We start from the raw sequence: 19,872 nt of genomic DNA, 5'->3' as shown, positions 1-19,872 counted from the left end.
TGCTGACTGTTACTTTTTGAAAGCCCGGCCGTTTGATAAACGGTCGGGCTTTTATGTTTACCGATTCGTACGACTTCCCACCCTTTCACACTTACCGCGTGTCATCATCCACTCCTTTTTCCCGCTTTGCTATCATCGTAGCCGGTGGCACCGGCACCCGCATGGGAGCCGACCGACCCAAGCAGTTTCTGGAGCTGGCTGGGGAACCGGTGCTGGCGCATACGCTGCGGCGGTTTTCCGACCCGGGTCTGGACGTGCAGGAATTGGTACTAGTACTTCCCTCCGATCAGCTGGCTACCTGGCAGATTCTATGCGAGCAGTACGGAATTACGGTGCCACATACAGTGGTGAAGGGCGGAGCCACACGCTGGGCCTCGGTGCGCAATGGGTTGGCGCACTTAACGGCGCAAACCAGCGGCGTGGTAGCCGTGCACGACGGCGTGCGCCCCCTGACGCCCCACGCCATAATTGAGGCCACGTACCAAGCCGCTTATAACCACGGTGCGGCCGTAGCGGCCGTAGTGCCCAAAGACTCGGTACGCGGCCTTAACCAGCAGGGTTCCTACGCCCTGAACCGGAGCCGACTGCGGCTGGTTCAGACGCCCCAGTGCTTCGATCTGGCCCTGTTGCGCCGCGCCTACCAGCTACCGGAGCTGACCACGTTTACTGATGACGCCAGCGTGGTAGAGGATCTGCACCCGATTCACTTGGTGGAAGGTGATTACCGCAACCTCAAAATAACCACCCCCGAAGACCTGCTTCTGGCCGAGGCATTGCTACGGCCATAGAAAAGCCGACCCTGCGTACAGGGCCGGCTTTTCTGTAACCTTGAGTAGCCGCGGCCCTTACAGCCGTCCGCCTACCCGAATAGTGCGGGTTACGCCATTCACCGTGACGCTGGCAATATTGTCGCAGGCCTGGGTGCCGGTGGGGTCGTAGTTGAGCACCAGCTCTTTCTCCTTGGAGGTCAGAATCTTGACCGTGCCAGCCACAAACGTACGGGCGCAACCAAGCTGAAATCGTTTGATAAGCGGCTGCTGCACGGTGGCTGTGTAGCTCACGCCTTTGCGATTGGTGCCGCTGGTCTGGCCGTTCACTGTGTATTCGTCGTCAGCAATGGTGCGGGTACCGAAGCCGGCGGTGCGGGTGTACGTACGCTGGGAGGCCCAGGTATGGGTGCCGGCCGTAGTGGTAACGCTGGCGTTCTGCACATCGAGGCTCCAGGAGCCCTGGCCCAGGTTGGTGATGGTGCGGGTGCCAGTGTGCAGGTTGTCGTTACGGTAATAGTTCTGCAGCGTAATAGTTACCGTAGCACCGGCCTGGCGATACGGCCCGCTGAATACGGCCACAATTTTACCGCGCCGGGCTACTCCGTTCGGTCCAACACAGTTGGTAGTCCCGAAATCGAGGGTGAGCGTACGGGTGGGGGCATCATAGGTGCGGGTCAGGCAGTTGCCGGCCACGCGGCCCAGATCGGTGGGCTCGGCGGCGGCGCTGCCGTTTACGGCTGCATCGGCGGGAGCGGCAGCTTCTACGAGGTCAGCTACCGTGGCATTTTCATCTTCTGCCAGGCTCTGGTCTTCCGCCGAGGTAGCGGCATCAGCAGTGGCTTGAGGGTCGTTAGTTTTGTCACAGGCAGCCAGCAGCAAAGTGGAGGAAGCCAGCGCGGCGAAACCAAGGGTACGGAATGCAGAGCGTTTCATGAAGAGGAGCGTAAAAAGTGAGAACCAGAGGAAACAGATGGAGAGTAGTGAAGCGCGCTTTCGGTGGGTTGGAGGCTTCAGTTACCGTGGAGTTTAATGTAGCCGGGAACTTTTTTTTAAAACTCGTTTCGAACCCCGGCTACCCGGACGCGTATAGCCGATGCAGCCTCTGCCCTCACCCAATCCTCTGACCTGATGCTGGTTTCCTGCCGCCTGTACGCCTTGTTGCTTCTGCCGTGGCTGGCCGCCTGCTCAGGAGCCGAGAGCAACAAGGACCCGCTTTTCGAGGCCAAATTTCAGAACGAAAAGCGCATCGGCGAAGCTGCCGTTACGAAGCGGCAGATTCGCGACGCCGAGTTTGTGGTGGAAACCGTGAGCCGGAAGATGGAGTTGCTGGAAATCAGCCAGATTGCCCAGCGTAAAGCCGCTTCGGCCGATACCCGCTATACGGCCCAGAACGTTATTGCGCAAACCACCACGCTGCTAACTGAACTCAAAACACTAGCCCAGCAGAAAACCCTGACGCTGCCCACTGGTCTGGGCGAAACGCAGGCACGGCAGGTGGGCGAACTGACGGCTCTCAATGGGGCCGCCTTCGACCAGAAATATGTCGAGCTGACTGCCAACGTACTGGACGCTGACGAGGACGCCACCGACGACATGACAGAAGACGCCTACGACGCCGATATCCGTACCATGGCCACCCGACAGTTGACCACGCTCAAGTCCCTGAACCAAGCCACCGACGCATTGCACGACAAGCTCAACCCATAATCTGCCCTCCTTTCCTCTCTATTCTTCCATCCTACTTTTTTGCACATGAAATTCCGCTTTCTTCCTTTCCTGACCCTGAGTGCCGGCCTGTTGCTGGCTGGCTGTAATGGTGCCGAAAAGCGTACCGACGGTACCGCCGGCGAAGCCGTAAGCGACATGGACAAAGCCGCCGCCGACGGTGGTGTTCAGGCAGATGCCGTGGTAATTGACAACAACGCCGGCCCTACCGTAACAGCCGATGCGGATTCCGCCATGGCAGCTGATTCTATGTCCACAACCCGCTAGTACGAAGGGGCGACTTTCCATTTTTCTGTTCTGTTCACTACCTATTCTTTTCCAGATGAAACGCATCTTGTTATCAATTTCCTGCCTTGGGGTCCTAATGCTCGGGGCCTGTAATACAGCTAGCACCGATACTGACTCGGATAGCACTACGGCCACTGAGAACACCACAGATATGGTCAGCTCTGATTCGGCGGCTACCTCAGAAGCCGCGATGACCGATGCGGCTGGTGCCACCGCGCCACACGCTACCGATGCAGAGTTCATGCAGTCAGCAGCGCATAGCGACCAAAACGAAATTCAGCTTAGTAAGCTGGCGCTAGATAAGGGTATAACCGGCATGGCCAAAGACCACGCCAATAAGATGATCACCGACCACACGAAATCCACGGCAGACCTGAAGCCGATTGCGCAGAAAAAGGGCGTGACTCTTCCGACTGATATGGATCCCGAACATAAGACCATTGCCGAGCAGATGGGCACCCTTTCGGGCAAAGACCTGGAGAAAAAATACCTCGAGCAGATGGCTATGGATCACCAGAAAACGGTGAATACCATGGTAGCACACCAGAAAATGACACAGGATGCTGACCTGCAGGGCTTCATTACCAAAACCCTACCGGTAGTACAGACGCATCTGGCCATGTTCAAGCAACACGCTGGCATGTAATAAGCTGTATTTGACCAGCACAAAGGCCCCGGCTAGTACTAGCCGGGGGCCTTTGTGCTGGTCAAATACAGCTTACCTGTTTATCGGCGGGCCGTGTAGTCAGACTCCGAGGCCGGTATGGCATTCTGAATTTTCTCGGTTTGATCTGCCCGGTTTGTGAATGGGGCCGACTGAGCATTCTGCACAGTAGTGCGGGTAGTTACCGCCTTGCCCGTTTCGGCAGCAAAGGGTTTGGGTGGCGTGGTGATTATGGCAACGGCCAGCAGGGCGGGAAAAACGAGGACTTTCATAACCGTGGGAATTGGAAAAGAAAGGCTTAAACTATACAATACCTTAACCCCAGCCAAGGATTCATTAAAATCAAGGCATTTATTTTTTCGGATAACTGCAATATTCTCATTTCACGCCTCCGCGTACTTGCTCAGCTTCAGCTCCTCAGCCAGGAAACGGCCGGTATGGCCTTTGCCGGCTTTGGCCACCTGCTCGGGCGTGCCTTGGGCCACGATGGTGCCCCCCGCCCCGCCGCCTTCCGGCCCGATGTCGATGAGGTGGTCGGCTACCTTGATCAGGTCGAGGTTGTGCTCGATGATGAGGACGGTGTTGCCCTTATCGGCCAGCTTGTGCAGGACGACGGAGAGGTGGTTGATATCCTCGAAGTGCAGGCCGGTGGTGGGCTCGTCGAGGATGTAGAACGTCTTGCCGGTGTCCTTTTTGCTGAGTTCCGTGGCCAGCTTCACGCGCTGGGCTTCGCCGCCGCTCAGCGTGGTGGCCTGCTGGCCCAGGGTGAGGTAGCCCAGGCCCACTTCGTTCAGCGTCTGGATTTTGCGCAGGATGCGGGGCTGAAACTCGAAGAACTCCACGGCCTTTTCCACGGTCATGTCGAGCACGTCGGTTATGCTCTTGCCTTTGAAGCGCACTTCCAGCGTTTCGCGGTTGTAGCGGCGGCCTTTGCAGGTTTCGCAGGGCACGTGTACGTCGGGCAGGAAATTCATTTCGATGGTGCGCATGCCGGCGCCCTCGCAGGTTTCGCAGCGCCCCCCCTTCACGTTGAAGGAGAAGCGGCCCGGCCCGTACCCGCGGATTTTGGCCTCGGGCAGGTTGGCAAACAGCTGGCGGATTTCGGTGAACACGCCGGTGTAGGTGGCCGGGTTGGAGCGCGGCGTGCGCCCAATCGGCGACTGGTCCACCTCAATCACCTTATCAATGAACTCCAATCCCTCAATCTTATCATACGCCAGCGGCTCGCGCTTGGCATTGAAGAAGTGCTGGTTGAGGATGGGGTACAGCGTATCGTGGATGAGCGACGACTTGCCCGAGCCCGACACGCCCGTGACGGCAATGAGCTTGCCCAGCGGGAACTTGGCCGTCACGTTTTTGAGGTTATGACCTTTGGCGCCGCGCAGCACCAACTCGTTGCCTTCGCCAGCCCGCTTTTTCTTGCGCAGTTCAATGTGCTTCTGCCCGCTGAGGTACTGCGAGGTGAGCGAGCCGCTGGTGAAGATTTCGGAGGGCGTGCCCTGGGCCACGATCTGGCCGCCGTGGATGCCCGCGCCGGGACCAATGTCGAGCACGTGGTCGGCGTGCAGGATCATGTCCTTGTCGTGCTCCACCACAATCACCGAGTTGCCCAAGTCGCGCAGGTGCTGCAGGGCCTTGATAAGCCGCTCGTTGTCGCGCTGGTGCAGGCCGATGCTGGGCTCGTCCATGATGTAGAGCACGCCCACCAACTGGGTGCCAATCTGGGTGGCTAGGCGGATACGCTGCGACTCGCCGCCCGAGAGCGTGCGCACCGAGCGGTGCAGGTTCAGGTAGTCAAGGCCCACTTCCAGCAGGAAGCCGATACGCTTGCGGATTTCCTTCAGCAGCTCGCGGGCAATCAGGTTCTGGCGCTCCGAGAGGCGGTCTTCCAGCCCTTCAAACCACGCGGCCAGCTCGCTGAGGTCCATCACTGAGAGCTGCCCGATGTGGTGGTCGGCAATCTTGAAGTGCAACGACTCCTTTTTGAGGCGGAAACCATGGCACTCGGGGCACTCCTTGGCCTGGGTGTACTGCTGAATCCACTCCCGGATGTTGTCGGACTCCGACTCCATCTGGCGGCGCAGAAACGGGATGATACCCTCGAAGGGCTCGGTGTAGTTGGCCTTTTTGGGGTCCGCGTCCTCGTCCTCGGGCACGCCGTAGAGCAGCCGCTCCACCAGGTCGGCGGGCAGCTTTTCGATGGGCGTGCTGAGGCTGGCTTTGTTTTTCTTGAGAATCAGGCCCAGCTGCTGGAAAATCCAGATGTCGCGGTACTCGCCCAGGGGCGCAATGCCGCCGCGGCTGATGCTGAGCTTCTTGTCGGGCATCACCGTTTCCTCGGTGATTTCCTGCACTTCGCCCAGGCCATTGCAGGTAGGGCAGGCCCCGTAGGGCGAGTTGAAGCTGAACGTGTTGGGGGCCGGGTCATCGTAGGCAATGCCGGTGGCCGGGTCCATCAGGAAGCGGGAGAAGAACTGGGTGTTGTCCTTCTTTTTGTCGGCATCCAGCACCAGCATGGTGCCCTTGCCCTGGGTGAGGGCATTCTGTACCGAGCCGGAGAGGCGGAACCGGTCCTCCTCCTTCACCACCAGTCGGTCGATGACGATTTCGATGTCGTGGATTTTGTAGCGGTCCACCTGCATCTTGGGCGTGAGGTCGAGCAACTCGCCATCGACGCGCACCTTGGTGAAGCCGAGCTTGGCCACCTGCTGAAACAGCTCGCGGTAGTGGCCTTTGCGGCCCTTCACCACCGGAGCCAGCACCACCATTTTGCGGCCGTCGTACTCCTTCAGGATGTAGTTGATGATCTGGTCGTCGCTCTGCCGGATCATCTTCTGGCCCGTGGCGTAGCTGAACGCCTCGGCAGTGCGGGCGTAGAGCAGGCGCAGGAAGTCGTAAATCTCGGTGATGGTGCCTACCGTGGAGCGGGGGTTGCGCGAGGTGGTTTTCTGCTCGATGCTGATTACCGGCGACAAGCCCTCAATCTTGTCCACGTCGGGCCGCTCCAGCCCGCCCATAAAGCTGCGGGCGTAGGCCGAAAACGTTTCCATGTAGCGGCGCTGGCCCTCGGCGTAAATCGTATCAAACGCCAACGACGACTTGCCTGAGCCCGAAATGCCAGTGAACACCACCAGCCGCCCGCGCGGAATCTTCACGGACACGTTCTTGAGATTGTGCTCCCGGGCTCCGTACACCTCAATGTAGGGCGCTTCCAGATCGGCCGGGCCCAGCAACTGACCCTGGATGCGGGCCTGGTTTTCCAACACGGCCTCGCTCACCTGCTCCTGGCGCGGCACGGCCTGCACGGCAGCGGTGCTGTGGTGGTTAGTGCCATCGGCTACGGCGGCGGCGGCCGACTTGGGCGCCTTAACCGGTTTCGGGGACTTGGTGGGCTTGGGAGCCGGCTCAACCGTGGTTGCCGTGGGTTTCGCCGCCTTGGCCGAACGGGTAGGGTTGGGAGCCGCGGCCGGTTTGGGGGCAGCGGGGGAAGAAACAGAAGCGGCGGTTGATTTTTTGGCCATGCAGCAGCGAAGCGGATAAGTCTGCAAAAGTACGCAAAACGCGCCCGGCAGGCTACCCCCAATAGTTTATTTGCCAGCAGTTTTAGCGCCGCCAGCCCGGGGGTGCCGCCCGGTACAACGGGGGCAGACGGTCTGTAACAACGCCGACGCTCGAAATGTCCCGGCCGGCTGCAAAGTTCCTGTTGGGCGGCGGTGGCTTGCCTAATGCCTGTTGCAAAATTTATGGTGCGGCTTTTGCCTAGTGGTGCCGGAACGCTTTTTTGCTTTTTGCATCCATGAAAACTCTCCTGAAATCGGGTTTTGTGCTGGCCCTCGGGTTGCTGCTGTCCGGCGGCAGTGCCCAGGCGCAGGTCCGGGTGAATATCAACGCGCCCTATTGGGGCCCGGCCGTACCACCGAACGTGCAGTATTATTACGTGCCGGAAATTGATGGGTACTACGATATTTATAATCAGTCCTACCTGTTCTTCGACCCGGCCTACGGAGCCTGGGTAAGCTCGCCCGTGCTGCCTCGCATGTATGCTGGCTACGACCCACGCTTCTTCCACCCAGTAGCTATTCAGTACGTGGGCCGGCAGCCCTGGGGCTACCTGCGTGACCACCGCCAATACTGTGACCGGTGGGGCGTACGACCTGGCCGCTACTACGGCAGCAACTGGCCCGGCCGCGGCTACGTGGTGGCCCCGCGCGGCGGCTACGCCCCCGGCTACTACGGCAACCGCCCCTACGGCCAGAGCGGCTACGCCCAGAACGGCTACCGCGACAGCCGCAACGACTATAATGGCCGGGATGACCGCAACGACCGGGACGGGCGGTATGATCGGGACGACAACCGCTACGGCCGCAACGGCAACAGCCAGGGCGGACGCGACGACCGGGGCGGCTACTCTCCCCGCCCCGAGCAACCCGCTCCCAACACTCCCTCACAAGCTCCCGGCGAATACGGCGGCGGCAGACGGCGGGGCCGCGCACTGTAGCACCAGCAACACCATAAAAAACGCCTTCAGCTAGTGACCGAAAGTGTTTTTATGACGTCAGCAGTGCGCTTAACCAAACATTAATCGTTGCGTTAAGGCCCTTATTGCCAGTCTTTGCCCACTGGTACGGCTGAACTGGTCCCGTTCTTGCAAACCAGTACACCTAGATCCTCTCTCCCACCTGTTCACTTTACGCTTCGTCTGCATGAATCTTCTTCCCAAAATAGCCCTGTCCAGCCTGCTGACCCTGTCGCTGGCCGGAGCCATCCAATCGGCGCAGGCTCAGGTAACCATCAACGTCAACCCGCCCTCCTGGGGCCCCGCCGCCCCGGCCGGCACGCAGTACTACTACGTGCCCGAGTACGGCGGCTACTACGACCTGCGCGACCAGCAGTACATTGTGCAGCGTGACGGCCGCTGGACGCGGGTACGCAGCATCAGTGGCTACAATCCCGCCAGCTTTCATCCCGTAGTGATTGATTACCGCGGCACCCAGCCCTGGGTCCTCGTGACGCGCCACCGGCAGCTTTACCCCGCCAGCTTGCCGCCCGGCCAGGTGAAGCGCCTTGAAAGCGGTAAAGGCCTGCCGCCCGGCCAGGCTAAGAAGCTCGGCTATGGCGGAAATGGTAACGGGAATGGCAAAGGACACGGCAAGGGCAAACACTAGCTGGGTTTTCTTTTGAACACAAACGCCCATCCAAATTGGATGGGCGTTTGTGTTTGGGAACAGTACCAGACAATCATGTCTCATTTGGTATCCACTTGCCGAAGCATATATACTGCTTTGTTGGATTACCACTGCAACGTCAGCACGCGAGATTCCTCGGCAAGCTCGGAATGACGTTCTGTACATTCAGTTCATTAGTGGTTCTCGCCTTAAGCCAGCAGCTTGCTCCAGTTGAGCTTGCGGCGGGCGGCAGTGGGGGTGGGCATGCGGCCGGTGCGCAGCAGCTCTTCGATGCAGATCATGTCATCATCGTGTTGCATGGCGGCGGCGGCGACCAGCTTGTTCTGGTAGGCGTAGAGGGCCAGGAACTTGTGGCGGCGCACGTCGCCGTGGAAGATGATTTCGTCCCAGACGGTGGCGTGGCCGGCGTAGCGCAGGCTTTTGCCGAATTGCTGGGTCCAGAAAAAGGGCATTTCCCGGAAGGGCTTGTTATGGCCCAGCATGTTGCGGGCTGCGGTGGCACCGTGCTGCTGGGCCACCCGCCAATGCTCGATGCGGTGCTGGCCCAGGCCGCCGGGCAGCGGGAACAGGGCCACGTCGCCGGCGGCGTACACGTGCTCGGCGGCGCAGAGGTAGGCATCCACACGCAGGCCGCCGTCTTTCTCCAGATCGAAAGTTTCGGACAGGAAATCGGTGGCCGGGCGCACGCCCACGGCCAGCAGCACCACATCGGCGGGCAGGCGCTGGCCCGAAGCCAGGCGCACGGCCGTGACGTGGCCGTTTTCGCCTTCGAGGCTGACCACTTCGGCCTCGGCCCGAAACCGCACGCCGTGGCGGCGGTGCAGGTTGCGGAACATCCGCCCGATTTTGGGGCCCAGAATACGGGTAAACGGCTCGGCCTCCTGGGCTACCACCGTCACCTGCCGCTCCTCACTTACCAGGCTGGCGGCAGCCTCCATCCCGATAAAGCTGCTCCCGATAATAACCACGCGCCGGGCCTGGGCGGCGGCCTGCCGGAGCTGCTCGGCATTGTGGGCCGAGCGCAAAGGCAGCACACCGGCCAAGTCTTGGCCGGGTAGCTTAGGCAGGGTATTGGGCGTACTGCCGGGAGCCAGCAGCAGGGCGTCGTAATGAAGAGGGCCACGGCCGCTGAGCTTGAGCTGCCGGGTGCGCAGACTCAGGCCGGTGGCGCGGGTATCAGGGAGCAGCTCGATGCGGTGCTGCTCGTAGAAATCTTCTTTGCGCAGCGGCAGGGCCTTGTTATCGGCCTTACCGGCGAGGTAGGCTTTGCTGAGCTTGGTGCGGTCGTAGGGCGCGGCGGCCTCGGCCGAAACCAGCACGATGCGGCCGCCGAAGCCCTCGGTGCGCAGCGTCTGAGCCGCAAACTGGCCGGCGGCCCCGCCGCCCACAATTACGAAGGTGCGGGCATCGGGGGCGGCGGCATTGGGCGCGGGTTCCGTGCCCTGCACCAAGGCCGTGGGCGTAGCGTCGGGCGAGTCGGTGGCGGCGGCGGGGCGGGCCGGCAGCTGCACCCACACCCGGCCGGCGGCCACGCGCACGGGGTAGCTGGGCAGGTTATCGAGAGCCGGCGGCTGGCACAGGTGGCCATCGGGCACCCGGAAGCAGGCGTGGTGCCAGGGGCAGATCAGCTGGTCGCCCACCAGCCGGCCTTTTTCCAGCGGTGCGCCGTAGTGCGGGCAGTTGGGAGCCAAAGCCACGTACTGCCCCTGGCGCAGCAGCAGCAGCACGGACGCTCCCGAAGCGACGGTAAACGTGCGCATTTCGCCTTCCTGAAGGGCATCGGCGGGAGCAAAGTCGAATTCGGGCATGAGCAGCGGAATAACAGTGGGGCTTGCCCTGCCAACGAGCCGGAGGAAAACCGGGTTGTGTTGTCTTTGCGTAATTATAGCTGTCTGCCCATATCCTTTTAGTGTTCAATCCGTTCAGCCCGCTATGTCTCTTACTGTTCCTGTGCGCCATGGCCTGCCGCCGGAGCTGCAACTGCTGTTGCACGGCGGCCACCGCTGCCTGCTGGTGTACCGCACGCCGGGCACCTCGGCCGAGTTTGCGGTACGCGGGATTCTGCTGGACGTACTGCGGCGCGGTCAGGTCGATTATCTGCAGCTGGCGGGCGGCTGCGAGCTGCGCCTCGACTGGCTGGTGGCCGTAAACGGGCACCGACTGGCGGCCTAACCCAGGGGCCAGCGTTTGCCGTATGCCGGAGGGTACGTTTTCCTTTTCACTCATGGCAACCGCACCCTACAAACCCATCAGTTGCTCGTTCTACGACGAACTGGAAGCCCACGCCACCACCGGCCAGCCCTGCACCCTCACCTACCGCACCGAGCCCGACACCCCGCCCAGCACCTACCACGGCATCATCCAGGACCTCTATATCCGCGACAAAGTAGAATACCTGCGCCTGCAGGACGGCTTCGAGCTGCGGCTGGATAACCTGCTGGCTTTGGATGATAAGGAGCTGCGGAATTACTGCTGAGAAAACGCGTTCTTCGATAAGAATGCTCAACCTCATCAGCAGGCTATCTTACTACGCATGAACTACCTGCTGATCGTGATAACAGCCGTTTCGCTTGTGGCCTGCACCGAGCCGCAACAAAAACGAAAGTATCTGTACGACCTGCAACTGTTAGAACAAGTCAGATGGTCTGGGGACGGCCTGACACCCATTCCCGATTCTTTTGCCACGCTGGTCACTGTGCAGGCAAAACCCGGAGTACTGACACGCTACCAATGGTCTGCTCAGGGCAGAGAGAGGTTTAGCTCATTCATCCAAGCCCCTACTGGCACACTATCAGCGCGAGCATCTGATAGTTTATACTACTTGGTTCAACAGACTTTCGCTGACCTGCCTACTCTTTCAGACAAAAGCTCTGTTTCTTTGCCTGAATTTTCTGATGATGTTGCCAGAAGAATAGAAATAAGCACTTCCGCAGGAAGAACGAAAGCTTCTATAACAGATGGAAATAGTGGCCATCATACCGATGTGACACTATTCTTGCTTAGACATTCCAAGAAAGCCAGCCCATAAGGCTCAATAAAACGGCCGCCCCACATAAGTGAGGCGGCCATTGAAGCATCTACAAAATCCGTGTAATCCGGAAAATCCGCCTAAATCCGTGATTTAGAATTCCGCCGACTTGGGGAAGCGGGGGAAGGGAATTACGTCGCGGATGTTGGCCATGCCGGTGATGAACAGGATGAGGCGCTCGAATCCCAGGCCGAAGCCGGCGTGCGGAGCCGAGCCGAAGCGGCGGGTATCGAGGTACCACCAGAGGTCCTCCTCGGGAACGTGCATTTCCTGCATGCGCTGCTGCAGCTTCTGCAAATCATCCTCGCGCTGCGAGCCGCCGATGATTTCACCGATACCGGGGAACAGCACGTCCATGGCGCGCACGGTGCGGCCATCCTCGTCCAGCTTCATGTAGAAGGCCTTGATGTCCTTGGGGTAGTTGGTGAGGATAACCGGCTTCTTGAAGTGCTTCTCCACCAAATACCGCTCGTGCTCCGACTGCAGGTCGGTGCCCCAGTCAACGGGGAATTCGAACTTCTGCTTGGCGCCTTTCAGGATATCCACGGCCTCAGTGTAGGTAAGGCGCTGGAAGTCGTTTTCTACCACGAATTTCAGGCGGTTCAGCAGCTCCTTGTCGTACTGGTCGTTGAGGAACTGCAGGTCGTCGGGGCAGTGCTCCAGGGCGTAGCGCACCAGGCTCTTGAGGAAGTCCTCGGCCAGGTCCATGTTGTCCTGCAGGTCGAAGAAGGCCACTTCGGGCTCAATCATCCAGAATTCGGCCAGGTGGCGGGCCGTGTTGCTGTTCTCGGCCCGGAACGTGGGGCCGAAGGTGTACACCTTGCCCAGGGCCATAGCTGCCACCTCGCCTTCGAGCTGACCCGACACGGTGAGGTTGGTGGCTTTGCCGAAGAAATCCTGGCTGTAATCCACCGCGCCGGCCTCGTTCAGGGGCGGCTTGGTGTCCGACAGCGTGGTCACGCGGAACATCTGGCCGGCACCCTCGGCATCGGAACCGGTGATGATGGGCGTGTGGATGTAGAAGTAGCCGTGGTCGTTGAAGTACTTGTGCACCGCAAACGACATGGCGTGCCGGATGCGCAGCACCGCCCCAAACGTGTTGGTGCGGGGGCGCAGGTGGGCAATACCGCGCAGGAATTCCAGCGTGTGGCCCTTCTTTTGGAGCGGGTACGCGTCCTGGTCGGCGGTGCCATACACCGTAATTTCTTCGGCTTGGATTTCTACCGATTGACCTTTGCCCTGGCTGGCCACCAGCTTGCCGCGCACAGCCACGGCAGCGCCGTTGTCCACGCCGTCGGCTTTGAGCTTCTCCTCCGGAAACTGCTCGGCGTTGGCTACTACCTGAATGGAATTAAAGCCGGAGCCGTCGTTCACGGCAATAAACTGCACGTATTTGTTGCCGCGGCGGGTGCGTACCCAGCCTTTTACCAGCACTTCGCGGTCCAGCTCGGTGCTGCGGAGCAAATCCTGCACGCTGGTTCTTCGGAGGTCGGACATGGGGAAATCGGTTCTGCTAAAGAATGTAAGAGCTGCAAAGGTAGAAGTTTTGGCAGGCGGATTCTGCACTTCCTGTCATCCTGAGCGGAGCGAAGGACCTTACTATATCAGCACGAGTCGCTGTTACGATAGTTGTGCTGACATAGTAAGGTCCTTCGCTCCGCTCAGGATGACAGGCAAATCCCAACATTTTCCCCCAAACCCAAGTACAGAAAGGGCTATATTTGGCCTAACCACCCCGTTTTATTACCGGCGGGGCGTACGCGTTTTCAGAGTATGCAACGACTGGACATGAAGCAGCTTCTCTCGCAGAAGCTGAGCCCCCAACAGATTCAATTTATTAAGCTGCTGCAGATTCCCACCGCAGAGCTGGAAGCCCGCATCAAGGAAGAGCTGGAGGTGAACCCGGCCCTGGAGGAAGGCGAGGACCAGGAGGACGAGTTTGAGGACCAGGACCGCGAGGAAGAAGCGGAAACGGATGATTTCGACGACCCGGACTCCGAATTCGATAACCCCGACAACACGCTGGAGGAGGATTTCGACAGCGGCCAGGCCGAGGAGCAGCCGGAGCTGGAAATTCCCATCAAGGACGAGCCCACGGAAGCGCCCGAGTCGGAATCGGCCGACGACCTGGACCTGAGCGACTATTTGCACGACGACGAAATAGCGGGCTACAAAATGCAGGGCGACGGCCCCGGCGAGGACGAGGACGACCGGGAAATGCCCCTGGCCGATACCAGCGGCTCGCTCATGGACAACCTGCTCGACCAGTTGGGTTTTGCCAACCTCGATGAGAAGCAGGAAGCCATTGGCCGCCAGCTCATCGGCTCCATCGACGGCGACGGGTACATCCGCCGCGACCTGTCGGCCATTGCCAACGACCTGGCGTTTGCCCAGAATCTGGAAGTGACGGTGCCCGAAATTGAGAGCGTACTGCACGTTATTCAGACCTTCGACCCGGCCGGCATTGGCGCGCGCGACCTGCAGGAATGCCTCTTGCTGCAGTTGGAGCGCCGCCCCCAGGACGAGGCCACCGAGCACGCCGAGCAGATCCTCAACGAGACGTTCGACGAGTTTACCAAGAAGCACTACCCCCGCATTCAGCAAAAGCTGGACCTGGAAGACGATGAGTTGAAGGACGCCATTGCCCTCATTCTCAAGCTCAACCCCAAGCCCGGCGGTACCGGCCCCGTGGGCATGGGCAAAGTGCAGTACATCATCCCCGACTTTATCCTGACCCACGACAACGGCCAGTTCAACCTCACGCTCAACACCCGTAACGCCCCCGATCTGCGCGTGTCGCCGGCCTACACGGAGATGTTCCAGGCCTACGATAAGGCGTCGAAGAAGGACAAGAAGATGAAGGAAGCCGTGACCTTCGTGAAGCAGAAGCTGGACTCGGCCAAGTGGTTTATTGATGCCATCCGGCAGCGCCAGAACACGCTGCTGCGCACCATGGACTCCATTGTACGCTACCAGCGCGAGTTCTTCGCCGAGGGCGACGAGAGCAAGCTGCGGCCTATGATTCTGAAGGACATTGCCCAGGAAATCGGGATGGACATCAGCACCGTGAGCCGGGTGGCCAACTCCAAAGCCGTGCAGACGGAGTTCGGTATTTACCCGCTCAAGTACTTCTTCTCCGAAGGTATTGCCACCGACTCGGGTGAGGATGCCAGCTCGCGGGAGGTGAAGCACATTCTGAAGGAAATCATCGAGGGTGAGCAGAAAAACCGCCCGCTCAGCGACGATAAGCTGGAAAAAATGCTGAATGCCCGGGGCTACAACATCGCCCGCCGCACCGTGGCCAAGTACCGCGAGCAGCTGAATATTCCGGTGGCCCGCCTGCGCAAGGAACTGTAAGCCCCTGTTGCCAGGCCAACCGAAGCCCCTTACCCCGTCGCCGCTGCTGTTGGCCGAGTAAGGGGCTTCGTTCGTCCAATAGAGTACCCGGAGCCTAATCCGGGCCAGCAGAACCGGGCGTAGATGACCATACAACGCCTCTTTCACACACCTCTATTGCCGCCGCTCATGTCCCTGGTTCGTACGTTCCTCGCCGTTTTGTTGCCTACTCTGCTCCTGGCCGTTCTGCTGGGACCCACGGTCGTAGGCGCGGCTACCCGCCCGGCCCGGCAACTGCTGGAGAGTAGTTCCCGGCGAGCGGGCAACCTTGGCGCACAGGTACAGAGCCAGGACATGAGTAGCCACCGGCTGACCGTAGCCGGGCAACGGGCGGCCTGAGTAGCCGCCCGGAAACCAGCGCGGGTGCTTACCTTCGTTAGGTTTCGTCCTCATTTTACTCGGCTCCGTGTCCCGAATTCTGGCGACGGTACTCTCAGCGGTGTTTCATCCGCTGTTGGTACCTTCTTACCTGTTTTACATCGTCTGCTACCAGCTGCCCGGCATGGTGGAGCAACCTGCTCTGCCTGATCGGTGGCTGGTGCTGGCGGTGGTATGGGGTTTCACCTTCGGGCTGCCATCGGTGGGCACGGCCATTATGCTGGGCATGGGCATGGTGAGTTCCCTGGAACTGGGCGAAAGACGGCAGCGGGCGTGGCCCTTGCTGCTGGCGGCGGTTAGCTTCGGGGTGGCCGCCTGGCTGTTGCACCGGCCGGGCCTGTTCGATGCGCTGCTGTTTCAGATGATGAGCGGCATGAGCTTGGCCGTGTTTCTCACCTTCCTAATTACGCTGCGCTGGAAGATTTCGGCCCACGGCGTGGGCATGGGCGGAGCCTTTGGGCTGCTGGCGCTGCTGCACCTGAGCAGCACGGCCGGTCTGCCCGCGCTGGGGTGGCTGGTGGGCCTTACGCTGCTGGCCGGGGCCGTGGGCAGCGCCCGCCTGGCCCTCAACGCCCACACGCCCGCGCAGGTGTGGGCTGGCCTGGGGCTGGGGGCCGGCTTGGTGCTGGGTTTCGGGGCCGGACTGGCCTTGGGCTAGCCCGATTCGTTGCGTATCTTTCTTCTGGTAAATTACCTGCGCTGGGCCGCTGCTCGCGCCTGAGGCCCGTCTGGCCCAGTTTAGTACTACCGCTGATTCCGCCGTCCGCTATGTCCCTATCTCCCGATTCCCCCACCACGTTGGAAGCCCTGACCGCGCAACTGGCCCAGGAACGCCAGGAACGCTTGGCCGCCGAGCAGCAGATTCAGACGCTCCGCCGCCACTTGTCGTCTACTCAACGCACCGTCAGCCGCCTCACCGACAGCATCACGCGCCTCACCCAAAACCTGCGGGTGGGCGTGCTGGTAGCGCATCAGAACGGGATGATTGCCCTGCTCAACCAGGAATTCTGCGACTTGCTGGGGCTGGAGGAGCTACCCACCCTGGGCGGCCCGGAGCAGCCCGTGCAGCCCATTCTCGACGCCCTCATAGCCCAGTCGGCCCGGCCGGATGCTACCCGCCAGCGGTTAGAAACGATGCTGCTGGTGGATCAGCGCGTGCTGGGCGAAGACCTGGAACTGGCCGACAGTACGGTGCTGGAGCTGGATTTTATTCCATTGAGCGGGCAGGATGAGCTGGTGGCTTCCGGCTACCTGCTGTCCTTCCGCGACGTAACGCAGGCCCGTCGCGCCGAGCAATACCTGCATTCTCTCTCGCGCATCCCGGGTCAGAACCCCAACCCGGTTTTGCGCCTCCACGCCGACGGCCGCCTGCTGTACAGTAACCCCGCCGCCGAGGAGCTGCGTCGGGAGTACCAAGACCCGCACGACGAACCCGAGCTGGCCCGGCAGCTGTACCAGGCCGCCATTGAAGCCCTGGCGGCTGACGCCCGGCTGGTGCAGCGCGAAATCGGTTTCAGGGGCCGCTGCTTCCAGCTGGCCATTGCACCCTTTATAGATGACCAGTATGTGAATCTGTATTTCACGGATATCACCTCGCTGAAGGATGCGGAAACGAAACTGGTAGATCAGCAGGAGTTTTACGAAACAGTGCTCAACCACTTACCCGCCGACGTAGCCGTTTTCGATGCCGAGCACCGTTACCGGTTTGTGAACCCCGCTGCCATCCGCAACTACGAGCTACGCCAGTGGATTATAGGCCACGATGATTTTGAGTATGCCGCTCATCGGGGCCGTTCCGACGAGCAGGCGCACCGCCGCCGCGCGCTTTTCGAGCAGGCCGTGCAGCAGCGCAGTGTGCTAGCCTGGGAGGAACAGATTCCGATGCCGAATGGCTCGCCCCGCCTGGCACTGCGCCACATGCAGGCCGTGTTCGGTGCCCACGATGAGCTACGGATGGTTATCGGCTACGGGGTGGATATTACGGAGCGCCACGCCGCCGAGCAACGCTTGCGCACCAGTGAAGCCAGGCTGCAGGAGCAGCAGGATTTCGTGCAGCAGGTAGTGGATACTACTTCCAGCATCATTTGGGTGGCCAATGCCGATGGTGGCGTCATCTTTCACAACCAGGCGTTTGCCGACCTTATGGATACCGGCCGCCACCGCTCCGCTACCCCCGATACGATGGCTCCCGATGATCCGGTAGCTACCGAGAACCGGGACCATTTCGCCACCATCCAGCACGTCATTGAAACGGGCCGGGAAATGACCTACGAGAGCTCCTTCACCCAGCTGACCGGTACCGTCCGCTGGTTCCAGACGGTTGTGCGGCCCCTGCCCCGCGCCGATGGCACCCTCAACATTCTGGGCGTCAGCAATGATATCACGGAAATGAAGCAGGCCCGCCAGACCCTGGAGCGCAACGCCAAGCAGTACCGCGACCTGATGCATTATTCGCAGGCCCTCATCTGCACCCACGATTTGCGGGGCGTACTGCTTTCCGTGAACCCGGCGGCAGCCCAGATTGTGGGCGTGGTGCCCGAAATGCTGGTGGGCCGCACGCTGCATCAGGTGCTCACCCCCGATCTGCACCCCAAGCTAAACCAGTACCTGGCCCAGGCCCTTGAGCAGCAGGAGCTAACCGGACTGATGACCCTGCGCGGCCCCGACGGACGGCCGCACCACCTGATGTACAACAACTACCGCGTGGAGGAGCCCGGTGAACTGCCCTACGTAATTGCGTACGGCCAGGAAATTACGGAGCGCATTCAGGCGGAGCAGGAACTGGTGCGGGCCAAGGAAGAAGCCGAAACCATTGCCTGCGCCAAAGAGAATTTTCTGGCCAACATGAGCCACGAAATCCGCACGCCCATTAACGGGGTGCTGGGCATGGCCGGGTTGCTGGCGAAAACCTCGCTTGATACTTCGCAGCAGGAGTACCTGCGGATTCTGCGCAACTCAGGCCGCCACCTGCTCACTGTCATCAACGATGTGCTGGACGTGGCCAAAATAGAATCCGGCAAGCTGGAAATCGAACAGATTCCTTTCGATATCTGCCAATCTATTAAAGAAGCGGTACAAAGCCTGGCGTACCGGGCGGAGGAGAAGGGGATTGAATTCCGGGTGGCTCCGCTGTTGCTGGCGCACCCGGTAGTTATCGGCGACGCGGGCCGGCTCAACCAGATTCTGCTGAATCTGCTCAGTAACGCCATCAAGTTCACTGCCCGGGGCGTAGTGGAGCTGGGCGGCCGCCTGCTGGAAGAAACTCCCGACTCACTGGCCCTGGAGTTTCAGGTACGCGACACGGGCATCGGCATCTCACCCGATAAGCAGGAGGCCATTTTCGAGAGCTTCTCGCAGGCCTACGCCGATATTTCCCGCCGCTTCGGGGGCACCGGCCTGGGGCTCACCATCAGCCGCAGCCTGGTGCAGCAGCTGGGCGGGCGGATGTGGGTGGAAAGCGCCGAGGGGCAGGGCTCTACCTTCTTCTTCACGCTCACGCTGCCCAAAGGCCGGCTCACCTTCCCCGAAGGCACGCCGCTGGCACCGCCCAACTACGCGGTACTGCGTGGCAAACGGGTGCTATTGGTAGAAGACCACCCCGTAAACCAGCAGCTGGCCCTGATGATTCTGGAGAACTGGGAGGTGGAAACGCACGTCGCGTCTGATGGTAACGAAGCCATTGACCAGCTGGAGGCTCGCCTCTACGATGTGGTGCTGATGGATATTCAGATGCCCGGAATGAGTGGCCTCGACGTGACGCACCGGCTGCGCCTGCACCCCGACCCTCTCCGCGCCGGCACCCCCGTTATTGCCCTCACGGCCAACGTCATGCGCTCCGACAACGAAGCCTACCGCGCCGCTGGCCTGGATTATTTGTCGAAGCCTTTTGAGGAAGATGACCTGTTCCGGAAGCTGGAAGCCAACCTGCGGCCCACACCGGTGGCGGAGCTGGAAGACAGCCCGGCGGCCACCACCCAGCCGCAGCCGGCGGCTGTTGTGCTGTCGGCAGAACCTTTGCCTAATACTTCAGAGCCAGAAACGCTTGTTTTCAACCTTAGCCGTCTGCGCGATACCGCCCACGGCAGCACCATCTTTATGCAGAAGGTTATCGGCTCCTTCCGCACCCATACCCCAGTGATGGTAGCGCAGCTGCAGGAGGCCGCTACTGCCGGCGACTGGATAACCGTGGGAAGCCTCGCGCACAAGCTCCGGCCTTCTCTGCACTTGCTGGGCATTGAGGCGGCCTACGCGCCGGTAGCTCAGCTTGAGCCTTTCTCCCGTCCGGAAAGCCCCCTCCCTATTCCGTCCGATGAAGAACTGCTGGCCATTTCCCAACAGCTCACGGACACGCTCAGCACTGCGGTGGAGCAGCTAGGCAACGCGCACATCGAGTAACTGCGCAGCGGCGTACCCGTTTGGCTGGCACGACTGCACCAG

General features: G+C 60.6%; 18 protein-coding genes. 12 read left to right on the top strand and 6 right to left on the bottom strand.

Going from position 1 to position 19,872, the window contains the following annotated elements; all coding sequences use genetic code 11:
• The first annotated feature begins 53 nt into the window (after positions 1 to 53).
• The gene (locus tag HSW_RS02125) at positions 54 to 788 is read left to right on the top strand and encodes a 2-C-methyl-D-erythritol 4-phosphate cytidylyltransferase (RefSeq protein ID WP_071883050.1); all 735 of its coding nucleotides are present in this window, start codon (positions 54 to 56) and stop codon (positions 786 to 788) included.
• A gap of 57 nt (positions 789 to 845) precedes the next feature.
• On the opposite strand, the gene HSW_RS02120 is transcribed toward HSW_RS02125, so the two are convergent.
• Positions 846 to 1,703, bottom strand: coding sequence for a hypothetical protein (locus HSW_RS02120; protein ID WP_044000638.1), 858 nt, complete (start codon positions 1,701 to 1,703; stop codon positions 846 to 848).
• Positions 1,704 to 1,898: 195 nt separating this feature from the next.
• On the opposite strand from HSW_RS02120, the gene HSW_RS22400 reads away from it, so the two are divergent.
• From HSW_RS22400 to HSW_RS02105, 3 genes are read left to right on the top strand one after another with little or no spacing between them, the layout of a single operon-like run.
• A complete protein-coding gene (locus HSW_RS22400) occupies positions 1,899 to 2,477 on the top strand; it encodes a DUF4142 domain-containing protein (RefSeq protein ID WP_052346017.1) in 579 nt (192 codons plus the stop codon).
• A gap of 45 nt (positions 2,478 to 2,522) precedes the next feature.
• Positions 2,523 to 2,762 carry a hypothetical protein gene (locus HSW_RS02110; RefSeq protein WP_044000637.1) on the top strand — a complete coding sequence of 80 codons (240 nt, stop codon included), beginning with the start codon at positions 2,523 to 2,525 and terminating at the stop codon, positions 2,760 to 2,762.
• Positions 2,763 to 2,817: 55 nt separating this feature from the next.
• Positions 2,818 to 3,429, top strand: a complete 612-nt coding sequence (locus HSW_RS02105) for a DUF4142 domain-containing protein (protein ID WP_197031930.1) — start codon at positions 2,818 to 2,820, stop codon at positions 3,427 to 3,429.
• 80 nt (positions 3,430 to 3,509) lie between these two features.
• Here the strand turns inward: HSW_RS02105 and HSW_RS02100 are convergent, their stop codons facing one another.
• Positions 3,510 to 3,719 carry a hypothetical protein gene (locus HSW_RS02100; RefSeq protein ID WP_044000636.1) on the bottom strand — a complete coding sequence of 70 codons (210 nt, stop codon included), beginning with the start codon at positions 3,717 to 3,719 and terminating at the stop codon, positions 3,510 to 3,512.
• Between the two features lie 111 nt (positions 3,720 to 3,830).
• Positions 3,831 to 6,968, bottom strand: coding sequence for an excinuclease ABC subunit UvrA (gene uvrA, locus HSW_RS02095; RefSeq protein WP_155832787.1), 3,138 nt, complete (start codon positions 6,966 to 6,968; stop codon positions 3,831 to 3,833).
• Between the two features lie 275 nt (positions 6,969 to 7,243).
• Here uvrA and HSW_RS22395 point away from each other — a divergent pair, with 275 nt between their 5' ends.
• Positions 7,244 to 7,945, top strand: coding sequence for a hypothetical protein (locus HSW_RS22395; protein WP_052346015.1), 702 nt, complete (start codon positions 7,244 to 7,246; stop codon positions 7,943 to 7,945).
• A 205-nt stretch (positions 7,946 to 8,150) separates the two neighbouring features.
• Positions 8,151 to 8,612, top strand: a complete 462-nt coding sequence (locus HSW_RS02085; protein WP_052346014.1) for a hypothetical protein — start codon at positions 8,151 to 8,153, stop codon at positions 8,610 to 8,612.
• Between the two features lie 209 nt (positions 8,613 to 8,821).
• Here HSW_RS02085 and HSW_RS02080 read toward each other — a convergent pair whose 3' ends face one another.
• Positions 8,822 to 10,441 (bottom strand): FAD-dependent oxidoreductase, encoded by a 1,620-nt coding sequence (locus tag HSW_RS02080; RefSeq protein ID WP_044000635.1) that lies wholly within the window; start codon positions 10,439 to 10,441, stop codon positions 8,822 to 8,824.
• Between the two features lie 124 nt (positions 10,442 to 10,565).
• Between HSW_RS02080 and HSW_RS02075 the strand changes: the two genes are divergently transcribed.
• From HSW_RS02075 to HSW_RS24020, 3 genes are read left to right on the top strand one after another with little or no spacing between them, the layout of a single operon-like run.
• Entirely contained in the window at positions 10,566 to 10,805 is a 240-nt protein-coding gene (locus HSW_RS02075) for a hypothetical protein (RefSeq protein WP_155832786.1), read from the top strand.
• Positions 10,806 to 10,857: 52 nt separating this feature from the next.
• A complete protein-coding gene (locus tag HSW_RS02070) occupies positions 10,858 to 11,109 on the top strand; it encodes a hypothetical protein (protein ID WP_044000633.1) in 252 nt (83 codons plus the stop codon).
• 57 nt (positions 11,110 to 11,166) lie between these two features.
• On the top strand, positions 11,167 to 11,661 hold the full coding sequence (locus tag HSW_RS24020) for a hypothetical protein (protein WP_155832785.1): 495 nt from the start codon (positions 11,167 to 11,169) through the stop codon (positions 11,659 to 11,661).
• 93 nt (positions 11,662 to 11,754) lie between these two features.
• Here HSW_RS24020 and asnS read toward each other — a convergent pair whose 3' ends face one another.
• Positions 11,755 to 13,158, bottom strand: coding sequence for an asparagine--tRNA ligase (gene asnS, locus HSW_RS02065; protein WP_044000632.1), 1,404 nt, complete (start codon positions 13,156 to 13,158; stop codon positions 11,755 to 11,757).
• A gap of 276 nt (positions 13,159 to 13,434) precedes the next feature.
• Here asnS and rpoN point away from each other — a divergent pair, with 276 nt between their 5' ends.
• Positions 13,435 to 15,018 (top strand): RNA polymerase factor sigma-54, encoded by a 1,584-nt coding sequence (gene rpoN / locus HSW_RS02060; RefSeq protein ID WP_044000631.1) that lies wholly within the window; start codon positions 13,435 to 13,437, stop codon positions 15,016 to 15,018.
• Between the two features lie 153 nt (positions 15,019 to 15,171).
• Here the strand turns inward: rpoN and HSW_RS24505 are convergent, their stop codons facing one another.
• Positions 15,172 to 15,450 carry a hypothetical protein gene (locus HSW_RS24505; RefSeq protein ID WP_197031929.1) on the bottom strand — a complete coding sequence of 93 codons (279 nt, stop codon included), beginning with the start codon at positions 15,448 to 15,450 and terminating at the stop codon, positions 15,172 to 15,174.
• 13 nt (positions 15,451 to 15,463) lie between these two features.
• On the opposite strand from HSW_RS24505, the gene HSW_RS02050 reads away from it, so the two are divergent.
• The gene (locus HSW_RS02050; protein ID WP_044000629.1) at positions 15,464 to 16,093 is read left to right on the top strand and encodes a hypothetical protein; all 630 of its coding nucleotides are present in this window, start codon (positions 15,464 to 15,466) and stop codon (positions 16,091 to 16,093) included.
• 110 nt (positions 16,094 to 16,203) lie between these two features.
• Positions 16,204 to 19,830 carry a PAS domain S-box protein gene (locus HSW_RS02045; protein ID WP_044000628.1) on the top strand — a complete coding sequence of 1,209 codons (3,627 nt, stop codon included), beginning with the start codon at positions 16,204 to 16,206 and terminating at the stop codon, positions 19,828 to 19,830.
• The last annotated feature ends 42 nt before the right edge of the window (positions 19,831 to 19,872 follow it).

The organism is Hymenobacter swuensis DY53, assembly GCF_000576555.1.
GTDB classification, from domain to species: Bacteria; Bacteroidota; Bacteroidia; order Cytophagales; family Hymenobacteraceae; genus Hymenobacter; species Hymenobacter swuensis.
This window is presented reverse-complemented; position numbering and strand designations above follow the sequence as displayed.

Bases quoted from the DNA above. Each gene is read 5' to 3' on its own strand.
- HSW_RS02085 (WP_052346014.1), top strand. From the start codon at position 8,151: ATGAATCTTCTTCCCAAAATAGCCCTGTCCAGCCTGCTGACCCTGTCG.
- HSW_RS24020 (WP_155832785.1), top strand. From the start codon at position 11,167: ATGAACTACCTGCTGATCGTGATAACAGCCGTTTCGCTTGTGGCCTGC.
- HSW_RS02100 (WP_044000636.1), bottom strand. From the start codon at position 3,719: ATGAAAGTCCTCGTTTTTCCCGCCCTGCTGGCCGTTGCCATAATCACC.
- HSW_RS02105 (WP_197031930.1), top strand. From the start codon at position 2,818: ATGAAACGCATCTTGTTATCAATTTCCTGCCTTGGGGTCCTAATGCTC.
- HSW_RS02045 (WP_044000628.1), top strand. From the start codon at position 16,204: ATGTCCCTATCTCCCGATTCCCCCACCACGTTGGAAGCCCTGACCGCG.
- rpoN (WP_044000631.1), top strand. From the start codon at position 13,435: ATGCAACGACTGGACATGAAGCAGCTTCTCTCGCAGAAGCTGAGCCCC.
- HSW_RS02110 (WP_044000637.1), top strand. From the start codon at position 2,523: ATGAAATTCCGCTTTCTTCCTTTCCTGACCCTGAGTGCCGGCCTGTTG.
- HSW_RS02080 (WP_044000635.1), bottom strand. From the start codon at position 10,441: ATGCCCGAATTCGACTTTGCTCCCGCCGATGCCCTTCAGGAAGGCGAA.
- asnS (WP_044000632.1), bottom strand. From the start codon at position 13,158: ATGTCCGACCTCCGAAGAACCAGCGTGCAGGATTTGCTCCGCAGCACC.
- HSW_RS02070 (WP_044000633.1), top strand. From the start codon at position 10,858: ATGGCAACCGCACCCTACAAACCCATCAGTTGCTCGTTCTACGACGAA.
- HSW_RS22395 (WP_052346015.1), top strand. From the start codon at position 7,244: ATGAAAACTCTCCTGAAATCGGGTTTTGTGCTGGCCCTCGGGTTGCTG.
- HSW_RS02125 (WP_071883050.1), top strand. From the start codon at position 54: ATGTTTACCGATTCGTACGACTTCCCACCCTTTCACACTTACCGCGTG.
- HSW_RS02120 (WP_044000638.1), bottom strand. From the start codon at position 1,703: ATGAAACGCTCTGCATTCCGTACCCTTGGTTTCGCCGCGCTGGCTTCC.
- HSW_RS24505 (WP_197031929.1), bottom strand. From the start codon at position 15,450: ATGAGGACGAAACCTAACGAAGGTAAGCACCCGCGCTGGTTTCCGGGC.
- HSW_RS22400 (WP_052346017.1), top strand. From the start codon at position 1,899: ATGCTGGTTTCCTGCCGCCTGTACGCCTTGTTGCTTCTGCCGTGGCTG.
- HSW_RS02075 (WP_155832786.1), top strand. From the start codon at position 10,566: ATGTCTCTTACTGTTCCTGTGCGCCATGGCCTGCCGCCGGAGCTGCAA.
- uvrA (WP_155832787.1), bottom strand. From the start codon at position 6,968: ATGGCCAAAAAATCAACCGCCGCTTCTGTTTCTTCCCCCGCTGCCCCC.